Annotated in this window: 17 protein-coding genes; 6 read left to right on the top strand and 11 right to left on the bottom strand. The window is 70.2% G+C overall.

Annotated features, from left to right (window positions below):
- Positions 1 to 147: 147 nt before the first annotated feature.
- Complete coding sequence (locus E3328_RS01405; RefSeq protein WP_135362846.1) at positions 148 to 462, bottom strand: uS10/mL48 family ribosomal protein; 315 nt, start codon at positions 460 to 462, stop codon at positions 148 to 150.
- A 125-nt stretch (positions 463 to 587) separates the two neighbouring features.
- Between E3328_RS01405 and E3328_RS01400 the strand changes: the two genes are divergently transcribed.
- The gene (locus E3328_RS01400; protein WP_135362845.1) at positions 588 to 1,031 is read left to right on the top strand and encodes a bis(5'-nucleosyl)-tetraphosphatase; all 444 of its coding nucleotides are present in this window, start codon (positions 588 to 590) and stop codon (positions 1,029 to 1,031) included.
- A gap of 174 nt (positions 1,032 to 1,205) precedes the next feature.
- On the opposite strand, the gene E3328_RS01395 is transcribed toward E3328_RS01400, so the two are convergent.
- Positions 1,206 to 1,526, bottom strand: a complete 321-nt coding sequence (locus tag E3328_RS01395) for a DUF4234 domain-containing protein (protein ID WP_246022850.1) — start codon at positions 1,524 to 1,526, stop codon at positions 1,206 to 1,208.
- Positions 1,527 to 1,645: 119 nt separating this feature from the next.
- Between E3328_RS01395 and E3328_RS01390 the strand changes: the two genes are divergently transcribed.
- On the top strand, positions 1,646 to 2,737 hold the full coding sequence (locus E3328_RS01390; RefSeq protein WP_246022848.1) for a DUF5787 family protein: 1,092 nt from the start codon (positions 1,646 to 1,648) through the stop codon (positions 2,735 to 2,737).
- Between the two features lie 54 nt (positions 2,738 to 2,791).
- On the opposite strand, the gene E3328_RS01385 is transcribed toward E3328_RS01390, so the two are convergent.
- The 5 genes from E3328_RS01385 to E3328_RS01365 form a co-directional block, all read right to left on the bottom strand.
- A complete protein-coding gene (locus E3328_RS01385) occupies positions 2,792 to 3,115 on the bottom strand; it encodes a DUF5783 family protein (protein WP_135362844.1) in 324 nt (107 codons plus the stop codon).
- Positions 3,116 to 3,176: 61 nt separating this feature from the next.
- Positions 3,177 to 3,671 carry a DUF5797 family protein gene (locus tag E3328_RS01380; protein ID WP_135362843.1) on the bottom strand — a complete coding sequence of 165 codons (495 nt, stop codon included), beginning with the start codon at positions 3,669 to 3,671 and terminating at the stop codon, positions 3,177 to 3,179.
- A gap of 67 nt (positions 3,672 to 3,738) precedes the next feature.
- A complete protein-coding gene (locus E3328_RS01375) occupies positions 3,739 to 4,176 on the bottom strand; it encodes a Mut7-C RNAse domain-containing protein (RefSeq protein WP_394345906.1) in 438 nt (145 codons plus the stop codon).
- A 167-nt stretch (positions 4,177 to 4,343) separates the two neighbouring features.
- Entirely contained in the window at positions 4,344 to 6,086 is a 1,743-nt protein-coding gene (gene polX / locus E3328_RS01370) for a DNA polymerase/3'-5' exonuclease PolX (protein WP_135362842.1), read from the bottom strand.
- Entirely contained in the window at positions 6,083 to 6,532 is a 450-nt protein-coding gene (locus tag E3328_RS01365; RefSeq protein WP_135362841.1) for a DUF5788 family protein, read from the bottom strand. Before E3328_RS01365 ends, polX begins: the two co-directional genes overlap by 4 nt.
- Before the next feature lie 195 nt (positions 6,533 to 6,727).
- Here E3328_RS01365 and E3328_RS01360 point away from each other — a divergent pair, with 195 nt between their 5' ends.
- Positions 6,728 to 7,333: a DUF7110 family protein gene (locus E3328_RS01360; protein WP_135362840.1), complete on the top strand. Its 606-nt coding sequence runs from the start codon at positions 6,728 to 6,730 to the stop codon at positions 7,331 to 7,333.
- An 83-nt stretch (positions 7,334 to 7,416) separates the two neighbouring features.
- On the opposite strand, the gene E3328_RS01355 is transcribed toward E3328_RS01360, so the two are convergent.
- Positions 7,417 to 7,656: a DdfA family disk-determining factor gene (locus E3328_RS01355; protein WP_135362839.1), complete on the bottom strand. Its 240-nt coding sequence runs from the start codon at positions 7,654 to 7,656 to the stop codon at positions 7,417 to 7,419.
- An 85-nt stretch (positions 7,657 to 7,741) separates the two neighbouring features.
- Complete coding sequence (locus E3328_RS01350) at positions 7,742 to 8,479, bottom strand: stage II sporulation protein M (RefSeq protein WP_135362838.1); 738 nt, start codon at positions 8,477 to 8,479, stop codon at positions 7,742 to 7,744.
- A gap of 153 nt (positions 8,480 to 8,632) precedes the next feature.
- Between E3328_RS01350 and E3328_RS01345 the strand changes: the two genes are divergently transcribed.
- Positions 8,633 to 9,604: a phosphoadenosine phosphosulfate reductase family protein gene (locus E3328_RS01345; RefSeq protein ID WP_135362837.1), complete on the top strand. Its 972-nt coding sequence runs from the start codon at positions 8,633 to 8,635 to the stop codon at positions 9,602 to 9,604.
- Between the two features lie 158 nt (positions 9,605 to 9,762).
- Here the strand turns inward: E3328_RS01345 and E3328_RS01340 are convergent, their stop codons facing one another.
- Positions 9,763 to 10,101 (bottom strand): ferredoxin, encoded by a 339-nt coding sequence (locus tag E3328_RS01340; protein ID WP_135362836.1) that lies wholly within the window; start codon positions 10,099 to 10,101, stop codon positions 9,763 to 9,765.
- Positions 10,102 to 10,271: 170 nt separating this feature from the next.
- Between E3328_RS01340 and E3328_RS01335 the strand changes: the two genes are divergently transcribed.
- A complete protein-coding gene (locus tag E3328_RS01335) occupies positions 10,272 to 10,742 on the top strand; it encodes a universal stress protein (RefSeq protein ID WP_135362835.1) in 471 nt (156 codons plus the stop codon).
- Positions 10,743 to 10,772: 30 nt separating this feature from the next.
- On the opposite strand, the gene E3328_RS01330 is transcribed toward E3328_RS01335, so the two are convergent.
- On the bottom strand, positions 10,773 to 11,201 hold the full coding sequence (locus tag E3328_RS01330) for a universal stress protein (RefSeq protein WP_135362834.1): 429 nt from the start codon (positions 11,199 to 11,201) through the stop codon (positions 10,773 to 10,775).
- A gap of 114 nt (positions 11,202 to 11,315) precedes the next feature.
- On the opposite strand from E3328_RS01330, the gene E3328_RS01325 reads away from it, so the two are divergent.
- Positions 11,316 to 11,729 (top strand): hypothetical protein, encoded by a 414-nt coding sequence (locus E3328_RS01325; protein WP_135362833.1) that lies wholly within the window; start codon positions 11,316 to 11,318, stop codon positions 11,727 to 11,729.
- Positions 11,730 to 11,732: the final 3 nt, after the last annotated feature.

Below are 11,732 nucleotides of genomic sequence, written 5' to 3'. Positions count from 1 at the left end.
CGAGGGAAGCGCGCAGCGAGCCGCGGGAGTGCAGACGGCCGGGGCTTTCACGCTATTTGTGACGCCAGTACGGTCGATGGTGACGCCCGCGGCAGTGAGAGTCACTGTAATCGCGGCTCTCGCAGAATCGATCCGAACGTCTCGAACTCATCGGACCTGTTCGATCTCGGCTTCGACGTGGATGCGGTCGGGGTAGTCGTCGCCGGCGACCGAGCGGGCGAACTCGTCGTGGCCGTGGATCTCGACGGTCCGGGTGTAGGCGGTGTACTGCCAGGGCTCGAACTCGCCGCCGTCGGCGGCCAGCCGCTTGGACTGCGGGACGCGGTGGTCGGTCGGCGGCTGGGGATGGGGCCCTTTCAGCTCCACGCCCTTGCGCTCGGCGGCGGCCTTGACCCCGTCGACGACGTCGTCGAGGAGCCGGCGGTCCCCGCTCGTGAACGTGAGCTTCGTGACGAAGGGCATGTCCGTCCGGTCGCCAGGGACCGGGATAAGCCATGCGCTTGCCGCCGCGTCGTGTCGAGTCGGCGAGTGGTCACCGCGGCGATGCTCCGATATTCACTTAAGGAGTGATAGAGTACCTACTGGCAATGATAGAGGCCACGAGCGCGGGAGCCATCCTCTTTCGCGACACGCGTGGCCGGCGGGAGTACCTCCTCCTGAAGAGTCGCCCGGGCGACTGGGAGTTCCCGAAAGGGGGCGTCGAGGGCGACGAGGAGCTCCAGCAGACCGCCATCCGCGAAGTGAAAGAGGAGGCCGGGATCGGCGACTTCCGGCTCTTGGACGGCTTCCGAGAGGACTACGACTACGTGTTCGAAGCCAACGGCAACACCATCCACAAGACCGTACACCTGTTCATCGCCCGGTCGTTCGAGGCGTCGGCGGAGCTGTCCCACGAGCACCGCGACCTGCAGTGGCGCGACTACGAACAGGCCATCAACACCGTCACCCAGGACGGCCCCCGCGAGATCTTAGAGGAGGCCCACGAGTTCCTCGACGAGAAACTCGACGAGGACGAGGACGACGAGGAGTAGCGACCGGGCCACTCCGTCCGGTCGCGGCCCGGTGGGCCGTCGCACCGAGCGGCGGCCGGTCCGCCCCGCCAGCGGACGCCGCGTCGGCCGACCCACGGCGTCGCGCTCCCGCGTGCCACCGCCCGCTCGGTCGCCGGGGCGTCGTCCCGGTATCGAGCGGCTCGCCGCGACCGGTCAGGCGCCCGCCGCGGCGTCGTTGATACCCGTCTGGATCAGGTACCAGGCCGCCGGACCGAGAAACAGGAACAGGACGAACAGCAGGACGCCGCTCTGGTCTGTCACCGCCTCGGCCGCGTCGGCGACCTTCCACTGGCCGTAGAAGGGGACGATCGCGAGGATCGGCGAGAGGCTCGCGTCCGTCCCCCGGTCTAGCTGTCTGGCCGTGCTGTACATCCAGTAGACCATGTACAGCCCCAGCGTGACGACCGCCAGTGCCACTTGCTTGCCGAGCGACCCCTTCTCGAATTCGGACCTGTCTACGATCTGTGTCGACATACAGGCCGTTACAGAATGACAGCGTATAAATTACTTTGGGGAGACACGATCTCGTCGGCGCCCGATAGCGCTGCATCCGTTCGCGGGGCATTTATACGCCCGATCCGTCTGTGGCAACTGTGAGTGGGGCCGACGACGGTGTGACCGGCCAGTCCGAGTTCGTCTTCGAGCTGGCGGTCTGTCAGTGGGCCGAGCGGGAGTGGCCGCCCGCCGGGAGCGCAACCGGGGCCGGGGACGGCGACGGCCGACCGACGATCGTCGCCCGGCAGATCGGAACGAAACGGCGCCGCTGGGACACCGTCGTCGTCGAGTGCGACCCGGAGGGGCTGGCCCGGCGGGCGAACTTCGGGCTCGACGAACTCGACTCGGATCTGTTGCACGTCGTGCGTAACGCCCCCGCGGAGTGGGCCTGGTACCGCGACGCCCTGCCGGATCCCGGGTATCCGTGGCGGTACGTCCGGGAGGCGGTCCACGAGGCGGCCGACCGGGGGCTGGTCGAGCGTCGCCGCCGGTCGAACAGCCGGATCGAGATCCGCCGCAAGTGGACTTACCCCGACTGGGTCGAGCGAGTCGTCGCGATCGAGAACAAGCCGGACCTCGACGCCAGCGCCGCCCGCGAACTCGGGCCGCAACTCGAACGCGACGTGGCGCTCGCGCTCGCCGACGAGGTGTGGGTCGCCACGACCGAGACGGGCGAGACCGTCGAGCCGGCGCTGGTCGAGGACGTGCCCGTCGAGGCCGGCGTCCTCACGGTCGACGCGGCGGGCGAGGCCGCGGTGTCCTGGCACCCCCGGACGCTGGCCGTCGACGACCCCGGCACCAGAATTCTCGAACGACCGCCGGGTGGCGACCGCGACGCCTCGGCCGCCCGCTTCGAGTACGCCGACCCCGAGTGGAAGGCCGACAAGCGGCTCGAACTCGCCGAGCGGGCATACGGCCGCGGCTGGCGCGCCTACGCCGACACGATGCGCCCCGACTGCCGGCACTTCCGGCTGACCGACGCCGGGGCGGGCTTCCTGCCCCGCTGTGCCGCGAAGGAGTGTCACCCGACCGCCGGCGAGTGCTCGGGATCTTGCCCCGAGTTCGAACCGGAACCGCCGGCGTGGCGCTCGAACGGCTGGCCCGTCTCGGGCGGCCCCGGCAAGGGGATCAAGCGGCTGCTGGAACGACAGCGGCGGCGCCAGCGACCGGGGCTGGACGAGGAACCGTAGCGTCGCGGCGGCCGCGCCGGTCTGTGGCTCCAGCCGCTCGCCGTCTCCGCACGCTCAGTCGTCCTCGAACCCGAAGATCCGCCGTAGCTCGAACTCGATGCGGTCGACGAACTCGTCGAGAACGGCGTCGAACGTCTCGTCGTCGACGGGCACGTCTCCCGCCCGTTCGCGCGGGTTGGCCGGGAGTTCGACCCGGAACTCGCCGTCACCTTCGTAGAACGGCTCGCTCCCGTCGAGGACCCGGCGGTCGATCGCCTTGAGGAGCGTCGAGTCGTACCGGCCGTGGAGCTGCTGGTAGGCGTTCCTGTAGGCGGTCTGTAGCTCGTCCATGTAGTGGACGTACTTGTCCTCGAACTTCTCCGGGTCGAAGGCCGTCATTGCAGACTCCTACGACCGCCGGCCCGTAAACGACTCCGTTCGACGGGGGAAACGGGGTCTCTCAGTCGTCGCCGTCGTCCAGGCGCTGGACCTCCAGCGCGTCGCGCTCGACGGCCAGCCGGTAGGTCGGGACGGTCTTCTGGACGCGCTCGACGACGCCCTTCTCGGCGAGCGAGCGCAGCGCCGAGCGCACCTCGTCGACCTCGGGGTCGCGGCCGGCCGCCCGGAGGTCGTGCAGCGTCGCGACGACGCTCTGGGGCTCGGCGTCGTGGTCGGGGAGGACATCGATGGTCGCCGCCTGCAGCGCGGGGACGGTGACGACCTGCTCGTCGATCTCCCCCTCGACGTCGTCGCCGACGAGGCGGTTGGCCTCCGGCGTCGCGCAGATGAGGCTGTCCTCGTCGCGGTAGTAGTAGTCCTTCAGTTCGGATTCGAGGTACTGGTGGACGTCGCTCCCGCTGTCCATGTCCCACTGGGCCTGCAGCTCGGCGTTTTTCGTCGGCTGGAGCGCCACCACGTCCGCGAGTCGCTCGCGGGCCTCGTCCGATAGCGTCATTCGTCCGGGGGTAGGTTCACCGGGTTATTAATCCGTGTTGCTTGCCGGACGCCGCCGGCGCTCCCGCTCAGAGGTCTTCGAGCGTGCCGGCCACGTCCGCCCAGTGGCTCCCCTTCCAGAAGTGCTGGCCGCAGTTCCGGCAGCGCCAGACGGTCTCCTCGTGGGTCTCGGGCGCGTAGTCGGGCGTCGGCTCCGTCCGGTCGACGCGTTCGAGCGGGCCGTTGCAGGCCGAGCAACGCGCGGGCTCGTCGGACAGTTCGAGGTCGAACCCCGACCGCCGGAGTTCGCGCAGCTGCTCGGTGACCTCCCGGGTCGAGAGCAACTGCGACCGCTCGGCGCGGGCGGCCAGCTCGCGGTCGCGGGTCACCAGCACCCGGCCCTCGGTGTGGGCCAGCGCCAGCACGTCGTCGTCGGCCTCGACGCCGCGCTCGCCCGCGTAGGCGGCGTCGTACCCGCACATCCGCAGGTACGTCGCCAGCTTCCCGAGCATGGTGTCGAGCAACAGCGCCGTCTCCCCCGCCGGCTCCTGGGGGAGGTCGTCGCTGTCGTGTTCGTCGCCGTCGCCCCGGTCGGCGCCGTCGCCGCGACCGCCTCCGTCCTCGACCGGGTCGGCGGCCACGGTGCTGGCTCGTCGCTCGCTCGCGCGCTCGTCGGTGTCGGGCTCGTCGCCGGTCATTCGAGGAACTCGCGCAGGCCTTCGACGCCTCGCGTATTGAGTACGTCGGTCTGTTCGGCCCAGCCCCGCCGGGCCGTGTGGACGCCGTAGCGGACGCGCCGGTACCCGCCGGGTCGGTGGGCGTCGGTGTTGACGGCGACCGTCGCCCCCGCCTCGACGGCCGCCTTGACCGCGCCGCCGCCCAGGTCCAGCCGCGCCGGGTTCGCGTTGACCTCCAGCGCGGTGTCGTGCTCGGCCGCGGCCGACGCCAGCCGCTCGACGTCCAGGTCCAGCCCCGACCGCTGGTTGATGTACCGGCCGGTCGGGTGGCCGATAACGTCGACCTCGGGGTGTTCGGCCGCGGCGACCAGCCGGTCGGTGCCGTCGCCGTCCAGCCCGGAGTGCGGGGAGGCGACGACCACGTCCAGGTCGGCCAGCAGGTCGTCGGCCACCGAGATCGACCCGTCTGCCCCGATGTTCGCTTCGACGCCCGAGAACACCCCGATGTCGGCCTCGTCGGCGACCGCCCGCACCTCGTCGAGCTGCTCGCGGAGTTCGTCGTCGGGGACGCCGACGCCGCCGACCATCCCGGGCCCGGTCGCGTGGTCGGTGATCGCGACGTAGTCGTGGCCGAACTCGGCGGCGCCCGCGACCATCTCCGCGACCGTGTGGTCGCCGTCCGACCAGCCCGTGTGGGTGTGCAGGTCCCCGCGCACGTCCTCGACGGCGACCAACTCCGGCAACTCGCCGTCCCGTGCGGCCTCGATCTCCCCCCAGTTCTCCCGGAGCTCGGGGGGCATCCACGGCAGGCCGACGGCCTCGTACATCCCCTCCTCGGTCTCCCCCGCGACGCGCTCGCCGGCCCGCTGGTCGGCGTCGGGGTCGTCCACCTCCGAGACGTCGAAGACGCCGTACTCGTTCATCTTCAGGTCCGCCTCGATGGCGACGTTCCGGAGCGTGACGTTGTGGTCCTTGCTGCCGGTGAAGTACTGCAGGGCGCTGCCGAACTCCGAGGGGTCGACCACCCGCAGGTCGACCCGGACCTCGCCCGAGCGGACGCTGGCCTTCTGGTCGCCGGCCTCGATGACGGTGTCGGCCTCGGGCCAGTCGGTGAACGCCTCGACCACCCGCTCGGGCTCGGCACTCCCGACGAGCACGTCCACGTCGCCGATGGTCTCCTTCCAGCGGCGTAGCGACCCCGCCAGATCCACCCGCTCGACGCCCGGCTGTCCGTCGAGGTACGAGACGACGCTCTCGCCGCGGGGCCGCGCCTCGCCCAGCGACTCGCGCTCGGTCGCCTCGCGGGCGAACCCGACGTTCTCCAGGATGTTCTGTTCGGTCTTCTCGCCGAAGCCGCTGACCTCGCGGATCTCGCCGGCCTCGGCCGCGGCTTCGAGGTCGTCGAGCGTCTCGACGCCCAGCGCCTCGTAGAGGCTCCCGACCGTCTTCGGGCCGACCCCCTCGACGCGGGTGAGCGCCTCGATGTCGACCGGCATCTCCGCTCGCAGTTCCTCCAGCTCCTCGATCGCGCCGGTCTCGACGTACTCGACGACCTTCGACGAGATGGCGTCCCCGACGCCCTCGATCTCGCCCACCGCGTCTTCGCCGTCGTCCTCGGCGAGGCCGGCCACGTCGCCGGGGAACGCCCGCACGTTCTCGGCGGCGCGGCGGTAGGCGCGGGGCTTGTACTCGACGCCCTTCGCCTCGAGGCGGTCGGCGAACTCCTCGAGGCGGTCGGCGATCTCGTCGTTGCGGCTCATGGCGACCCCGACCGGTGGCTGCCCTGGCTGTCCCGGTCGTCGCCCAGCGCCTTCTTGAGGAAGTTCATCCAGCGCTTCTTGTCGGCGGTCTCCTGGGCCTCGATCTCCGCCTCGAGGTTCGTCGGGCCGAGGTTCTCCAGGGCGTTGAGCGCGCGGTCGATGCCGACGATCGCCTCGACCAGCCGCTCGCCCTCCTCGCGTGAGATGTCGCCCTCCTCGATGCGTTCCTTTCGCTCCCTGCGCTCGCGCCGGAGGTTCGTCTTCGCCCGCTCGACGCGCTCGCGCTCGCCCGCCGGGATGGTCTCGCGGCGCTTGATCTCGAAGACGAACTCCCGCAGGTCGATCGTCTCCCCCTGGATCTCGATGCGCTCGGGGATCGTCGCGCCCACGGTGGCTCCCTCGCGACCGATGCGCTCCAGGAGCTGTTTGCGCTCGTACTCTTGCACGCTCGCCAGTCCGGTCTCGACGGTGAAAAACCCACGCGGTGGTTCCGTCCGTGGCGGATTCCGGCGGGACGGACCGGACACGTCGGCGGGCGAACGGCGAGGACCCATCGGATCGGAAGGGTAGGCCCTATATGGGTGGGCGTCCTACGGGGGTGTAGCACCGTCGTCAGCGGACGGCCGGCGATTCACCCAACTATGTCCCGCGTATACAGACTCCACTCGACACTGGAACTGCCCCTGGAGGACGTGTACGACTTCTTCGATGACCCGGATCTCCCCGAGGACATCGAGGACGTCGACATCACACGCCGGAACAACACGCTCATCATCAGCGCTGTCTCCGCCGACGAGAGCATCAGCAAGTACACGCCCACGGCCCAGCTGAAGGCCAGCGTCACGGAGAACCGCGTCTACGAGGAGATCGAGGAGGACGAGGACGAGGACAGCTCCCCCGTCCACACGACCGACACCGCGGGCGGCCCGCAGTGGGGCGCCCTCGAGGAGGAAGAGGAGGAACCCCCCTCGGAACTGGTCGAGTACGCCTGCTTCAAGGGCGACCGCGAGACGGTCCTGCAGAACAGCACCCTCCAGTACGAGATGTTCCTCGTGCTCTGCGAGATCGCCCGCGAGGCCGAGAAGGGCACGCTCACCGCCATCACCTCGCCCGACGACGACCTTGAGGCGGTCCGCATCGTCGACGGCGAGGACCGCCCGGCCTCGATCAACGTCGTCGAGGACCCCCGCGAGGACGAGGACTCCGAGGGCGTCAACTGGCGCGACAACGAGTTCATCTCCGGCTGACCGTCGCCCTGCTATCTCCGCGCCGTCCCCGCTCCCCCCGCTTTTCCCCGTAGCCGCAGTCGCCAGCCGCGGAGCTGTCGGACCTACGCGTCGCGGACGTCGACGCCGCCGTCGCTCTCGTACTCGACCGTACAGCCGGCGTAGTCGAAGCGCACTCGGCCGCCGCCGGTCGTGAACAGCGCGTCGAGCGCGTCCGGGTCAAGCGCCTCGTACAGCGGCGGCAACGCGACCTCGTCGACGCCCTTGTGGGCGGCGACCGACGAGACGACTGTCTCGCTCGGCTGCTGGTGGTCGTCGCCGTGACCTGGTGCGGTCGTACTCATTGAGCGCGGGTTCTCCAGTCCCACGTAAAACTCCACCGAAGGTTCACTCGACGTTCGACGAACTTGAAGGCCGCCGGAGAGACGGTCACTCCGGGAGGGCGCCGGGGCCGAGGAGCCACTCGGCCACGTCGCGGGTGAGATACACCTCGATCCAGGCGGCGACGACGATCATGGCGACGAGGACGACCGCGATGACCGCGAGTTCGTACAGTTCGACCCGGCTGAGCGGGGTCTCGTCCCAGCCGAGCAGGTAGCGGACGACCCGGTGGGGGACCCGCAGCCCGACCGCCGCCGCGACGAAGAACGCCGAGAGTTCGATCACCCCGTGGGGGAGCAACAGCGCGAGGATCACCGCCCAGGAGGTCTGGCGGACGACGACCGAGACCACCGCGCCGACGATGACACCGTTGACGACCAGCCCGAACAGCGAAAGCAGCCCGCCGGTGATCGCCCCGAGCCCGATCAGAGCGAGCGCCCGGAGGTTGTTGACCAGCAGCGGCACGAACGCCAGCTCGGGGAGGGGGCTGTCGGCCGGCGCCTCCGCCTGGAGCTGCTCGACCAGCGCCTCCAGCTGGGCGATTGGGACCGACCCGACCACGGCGTAGGCCGCGAACGCGCTCCCGAAGAAGACGAAAAGCGCCGCGACCAGGTGCCACCGCAGCCACCGCGTGAACCGCGCCTCCCGGTGCAGCGCCCGGATCGATCCCCCGCTCGTCCCCCCGTTCGATCTGTCCGGGTCTCGGGTCCGGTCCGGAGCCGGGTCCGGATCCCCGCCTCGGTCCGCGCTCCCCTCCGTCTCCCGGCGGTCGCTGTCTCCGCTCATTACCTCGCCGTTCGGCCCCCGCCCCCTTCTGTCCTCCGACCGACACGACCGCCCGCCGCACTCGCCCCGCGATCCTGACACACGATCACATACGCCGAACGACTGGTCCTCCAAAAAGAACTTAACCGGCGCGCTAATTACATCTCATTACCGATGACAGACGAGTTCCCCGACTACCTGGACGTCGACTACAGCGCAGGCGAAGGCGAGGACCCGGCCGACTACCCGCACGTCAACGACAAGATCGAGAAGGCCATCGAGGTCACCCGGAAGGGCCTCGAGGAGTACGAGAACCCGGTCGTGATGTGGACGGGCGGCAAGGACTCGACGCTCACGCTGTACTTCGTCAAGGAGGTCGCCGACCAGTTCGACCTCGAAGTCCCGCCGGTCGTGTTCATCGACCACTACCAGCACTTCGACGAGCTGATCGACTTCGTCGAGCACTGGGCCGACGAGTGGGATCTGGACGTGATCTGGGCCCGCAACGAGGACGTGGGTGAGTACGTCGACGAGCACGGCCTCGAACCCGGCGACGACATCCCGATCGACGAGCTCTCCGAGCACAACCAGCACCACGTCCGCGAGATCCTCGAGTACGAGGAGGACACCTTCCCGTTCCTGCTGGACACCTACGTCGGCAACCACCTCCTCAAGACCGTCGCGCTCAACGACGCTATCGAGGCCCACGACGTGGACGGCATCATCTCGGGCATCCGCTGGGACGAGCAGGAGTCCCGCGCCGACGAGACGTTCTTCTCGCCGCGCCACGACCCCGACATCTACCCGCCCCACGACCGGGTCCAGACCATCCTCCAGTTCGACGAGGCCGCCGTCTGGGAGGCGTTCTGGAACTTCGTGGTCCCGGACACCGTCGACGAGTTCCCCGACGAGGGCTACGTCCCCGAGACCGACGACGACCTCCCCGAGGGCGTCTCCCAGGAGGACATCCCCGTCTCGCCGAAGTACTTCGCCGGCTTCCGGTCGCTCGGCTCCGAGGTCAGCACGGACAAGGCCGCCGAGGAACCGGCCTGGCAGCAGGATCTGGAATCGACGACCGAGCGCGCGGGCCGCGCCCAGGACAAGGAGGACCTGATGGAGCGCCTGCGCGACCTCGGCTACATGTAACGCCGGTCTCGACCGGTCTCACGGCCCGTTTTCGCCGCTGTCGGTAGTCAGGAGGCGCGATGCGAACCGGCTACGGCAGTCCGCACACCGCACTCGTTCGTTCGTCGCGCGATCCGGGTAGCCACCGGGACGGCCAGGTCGGCGCCCCGGCCACCCCCTCACCAGTCGACCGAGAGCGTGCCGTCGCCGTTCGGGTCGGGCGCGATCTCCTCGTCGGTGCGGCGGTCGACGACGTGGATGACGCCCCGGTCTTTCTTCGCGGGGCAGACCTCCGCCGCGCGGACGTTCTCGTCCAGTTCGTCCTCGCCGATGAAGTACGCCTCCGGCCTGGCGATCCCCGTCGAGATGTCCAGCGTCCAGTTGTCCGAGACCTCCGCGCACTTCCCGGCGCCGAAGCACTTGTTCGCCTCGAAGATGATCTTGTACGGCTTCTCCTCGACGGGGGGCGCGTCGCGCTCGCCGATCGTGGCCGGGTCGACGGGACCGTCCTCTGCCATACGGGCCGATCGGCGGCGACGGACCTTTCGTCTGTCGCTTCGGGCGAGTCTTCCGCGGGCCGCCGTGCCGGCGTTCGTCCCCGGGCCGCCGGTCCGCGCTCGGTCCCGGCCCCGGCGGCCGGGACGGTCGCCCCACCGGCTATAAGACGCGGGCGGCCCCACCACGTGACATGACCTACCTGGTGCCCTTCGACGGGTCGGCGCTGTCCGAGGCCGCCCTGGAGCGGGCGACGGAGTTCGGCGACCTCACGGACACCGAGGTCGTCGCGCTCGTCGTCATCCCGCTCGACGAACGGGAGTTCGCCGTCGAGCGCGGGTGGATCGACGAGGACGAGCGCTACGACCCCGACGACATCGAGTCGGCGCTCGAGGCGAAGATCCGCGCCGTCGCGCCGGACGCGACGTTCCGGTGCGAGCGCCCCGAGGACGTGAGCTCGGTCGCCTCGGTCACGACCGACGTGGTCCGGACGATCCGCGCGGTCGCCGAGGAGGTCGGCGCCGAGATCGTGTTCATCGGCAGCGAGAACGCCGGCCGCGTCTCGACGCCCGTCTCCAGCGTCGGCGCGCCGGTCTCCGAGGACCCCCGCTACGACGTACACATCGTCCGCCACGCCGGCGAGACCGACACGGGCTCCGACTGACCGCTGCGCGCCCCGGCGCGTCCGGACGCCTCAGCGCACGACGGTAACGGGGACGGGCGAGCGCCGGACGACCGCCTCGGCGACGCTGCCCAGGAGGATCCGGGTGACGCCCGAGCGGCCGTGGCTCCCCATGACGATCTGGTCGACCGCCTCCTCCTCGGCGAACTCGACGATGACGCGGATCGGCTTGCCGACCTCGATCTCCCGCTCGATCGAGAGGTCGGTCCCGTCGGCGAGGGCGGCGATCTCGTCGAACAGCTCCTCGGCGGCGGCCCGCTCGCTCTTGTACCACTCCTCGGAGAAGCTCGGGATGGAGGCCTGGGCGCTGTAGCCGGCCTCCGCGGGGTTGACGACGTGCAACAGCACCACCTCAGCGTCGCCGAACTCCTCGGCGACGAACTCGAACGCCCTGTGTGCCTGCTCGGACCCGTCGACCGGGACCAGGATGCGCTTGCCCATGCCCCACGTACGACCCGCTCGCGGCTTCAATCTTCGGCGGGTCCCGACCCCGGGGAACCGCACGGGCCGGCCGGACCGGCAACCCTTAGGGCGTCCCCCGGCCTACCCCGCGGTATGCTCGACACGCTCGCCGCGGCGCCGCTCCAGTCGACCGGGGCCGCGGTCGCGGCGGCGGCGTTCCCCGCGCTGACGTGGGTCGCGCTTGTCACCTGGGTCTACCTGGACGCCGTCGCCCGCGCGGCCGACCACCCGGTCGGCTCGACGCTCGCGGTCGCCGCGTTCCCGCCCGCGCTGGTCGCGTACGTCCACTACCGACCGGAACGGACCGCCCCGCAGTCCGACCGCGAGCGGCTGGCGCTGACCGTCCTGCTGGCGCTGCTGGCGGCGATGATGGCCGGGACCGTCCTCTCGCCGCCGGACGTGTTCGCCCAGCCGCGCAACACCTTCGGCGCCCTGCTGGCGCTGCTGCCGCTATTCTACCTGATCGTCTACCGGGAGGGCCCCACGGACGCCGAGTCGTCCTCCTGAGCG

The sequence above is a fragment of the Halosimplex halophilum genome (assembly GCF_004698125.1).
Taxonomy (GTDB): Archaea; Halobacteriota; Halobacteria; order Halobacteriales; family Haloarculaceae; genus Halosimplex; species Halosimplex halophilum.
This window is presented reverse-complemented; position numbering and strand designations above follow the sequence as displayed.

Bases quoted from the DNA above. Each gene is read 5' to 3' on its own strand.
- E3328_RS01345 (WP_135362837.1), top strand. From the start codon at position 8,633: ATGACAGACGAGTTCCCCGACTACCTGGACGTCGACTACAGCGCAGGC.
- E3328_RS01405 (WP_135362846.1), bottom strand. From the start codon at position 462: ATGCCCTTCGTCACGAAGCTCACGTTCACGAGCGGGGACCGCCGGCTC.
- E3328_RS01330 (WP_135362834.1), bottom strand. From the start codon at position 11,201: ATGGGCAAGCGCATCCTGGTCCCGGTCGACGGGTCCGAGCAGGCACAC.
- E3328_RS01380 (WP_135362843.1), bottom strand. From the start codon at position 3,671: ATGACGCTATCGGACGAGGCCCGCGAGCGACTCGCGGACGTGGTGGCG.
- E3328_RS01360 (WP_135362840.1), top strand. From the start codon at position 6,728: ATGTCCCGCGTATACAGACTCCACTCGACACTGGAACTGCCCCTGGAG.
- polX (WP_135362842.1), bottom strand. From the start codon at position 6,086: ATGAGCCGCAACGACGAGATCGCCGACCGCCTCGAGGAGTTCGCCGAC.
- E3328_RS01385 (WP_135362844.1), bottom strand. From the start codon at position 3,115: ATGACGGCCTTCGACCCGGAGAAGTTCGAGGACAAGTACGTCCACTAC.
- E3328_RS01350 (WP_135362838.1), bottom strand. From the start codon at position 8,479: ATGAGCGGAGACAGCGACCGCCGGGAGACGGAGGGGAGCGCGGACCGA.
- E3328_RS01325 (WP_135362833.1), top strand. From the start codon at position 11,316: ATGCTCGACACGCTCGCCGCGGCGCCGCTCCAGTCGACCGGGGCCGCG.
- E3328_RS01355 (WP_135362839.1), bottom strand. From the start codon at position 7,656: ATGAGTACGACCGCACCAGGTCACGGCGACGACCACCAGCAGCCGAGC.
- E3328_RS01400 (WP_135362845.1), top strand. From the start codon at position 588: ATGATAGAGGCCACGAGCGCGGGAGCCATCCTCTTTCGCGACACGCGT.
- E3328_RS01395 (WP_246022850.1), bottom strand. From the start codon at position 1,526: ATGTCGACACAGATCGTAGACAGGTCCGAATTCGAGAAGGGGTCGCTC.
- E3328_RS01340 (WP_135362836.1), bottom strand. From the start codon at position 10,101: ATGGCAGAGGACGGTCCCGTCGACCCGGCCACGATCGGCGAGCGCGAC.
- E3328_RS01335 (WP_135362835.1), top strand. From the start codon at position 10,272: ATGACCTACCTGGTGCCCTTCGACGGGTCGGCGCTGTCCGAGGCCGCC.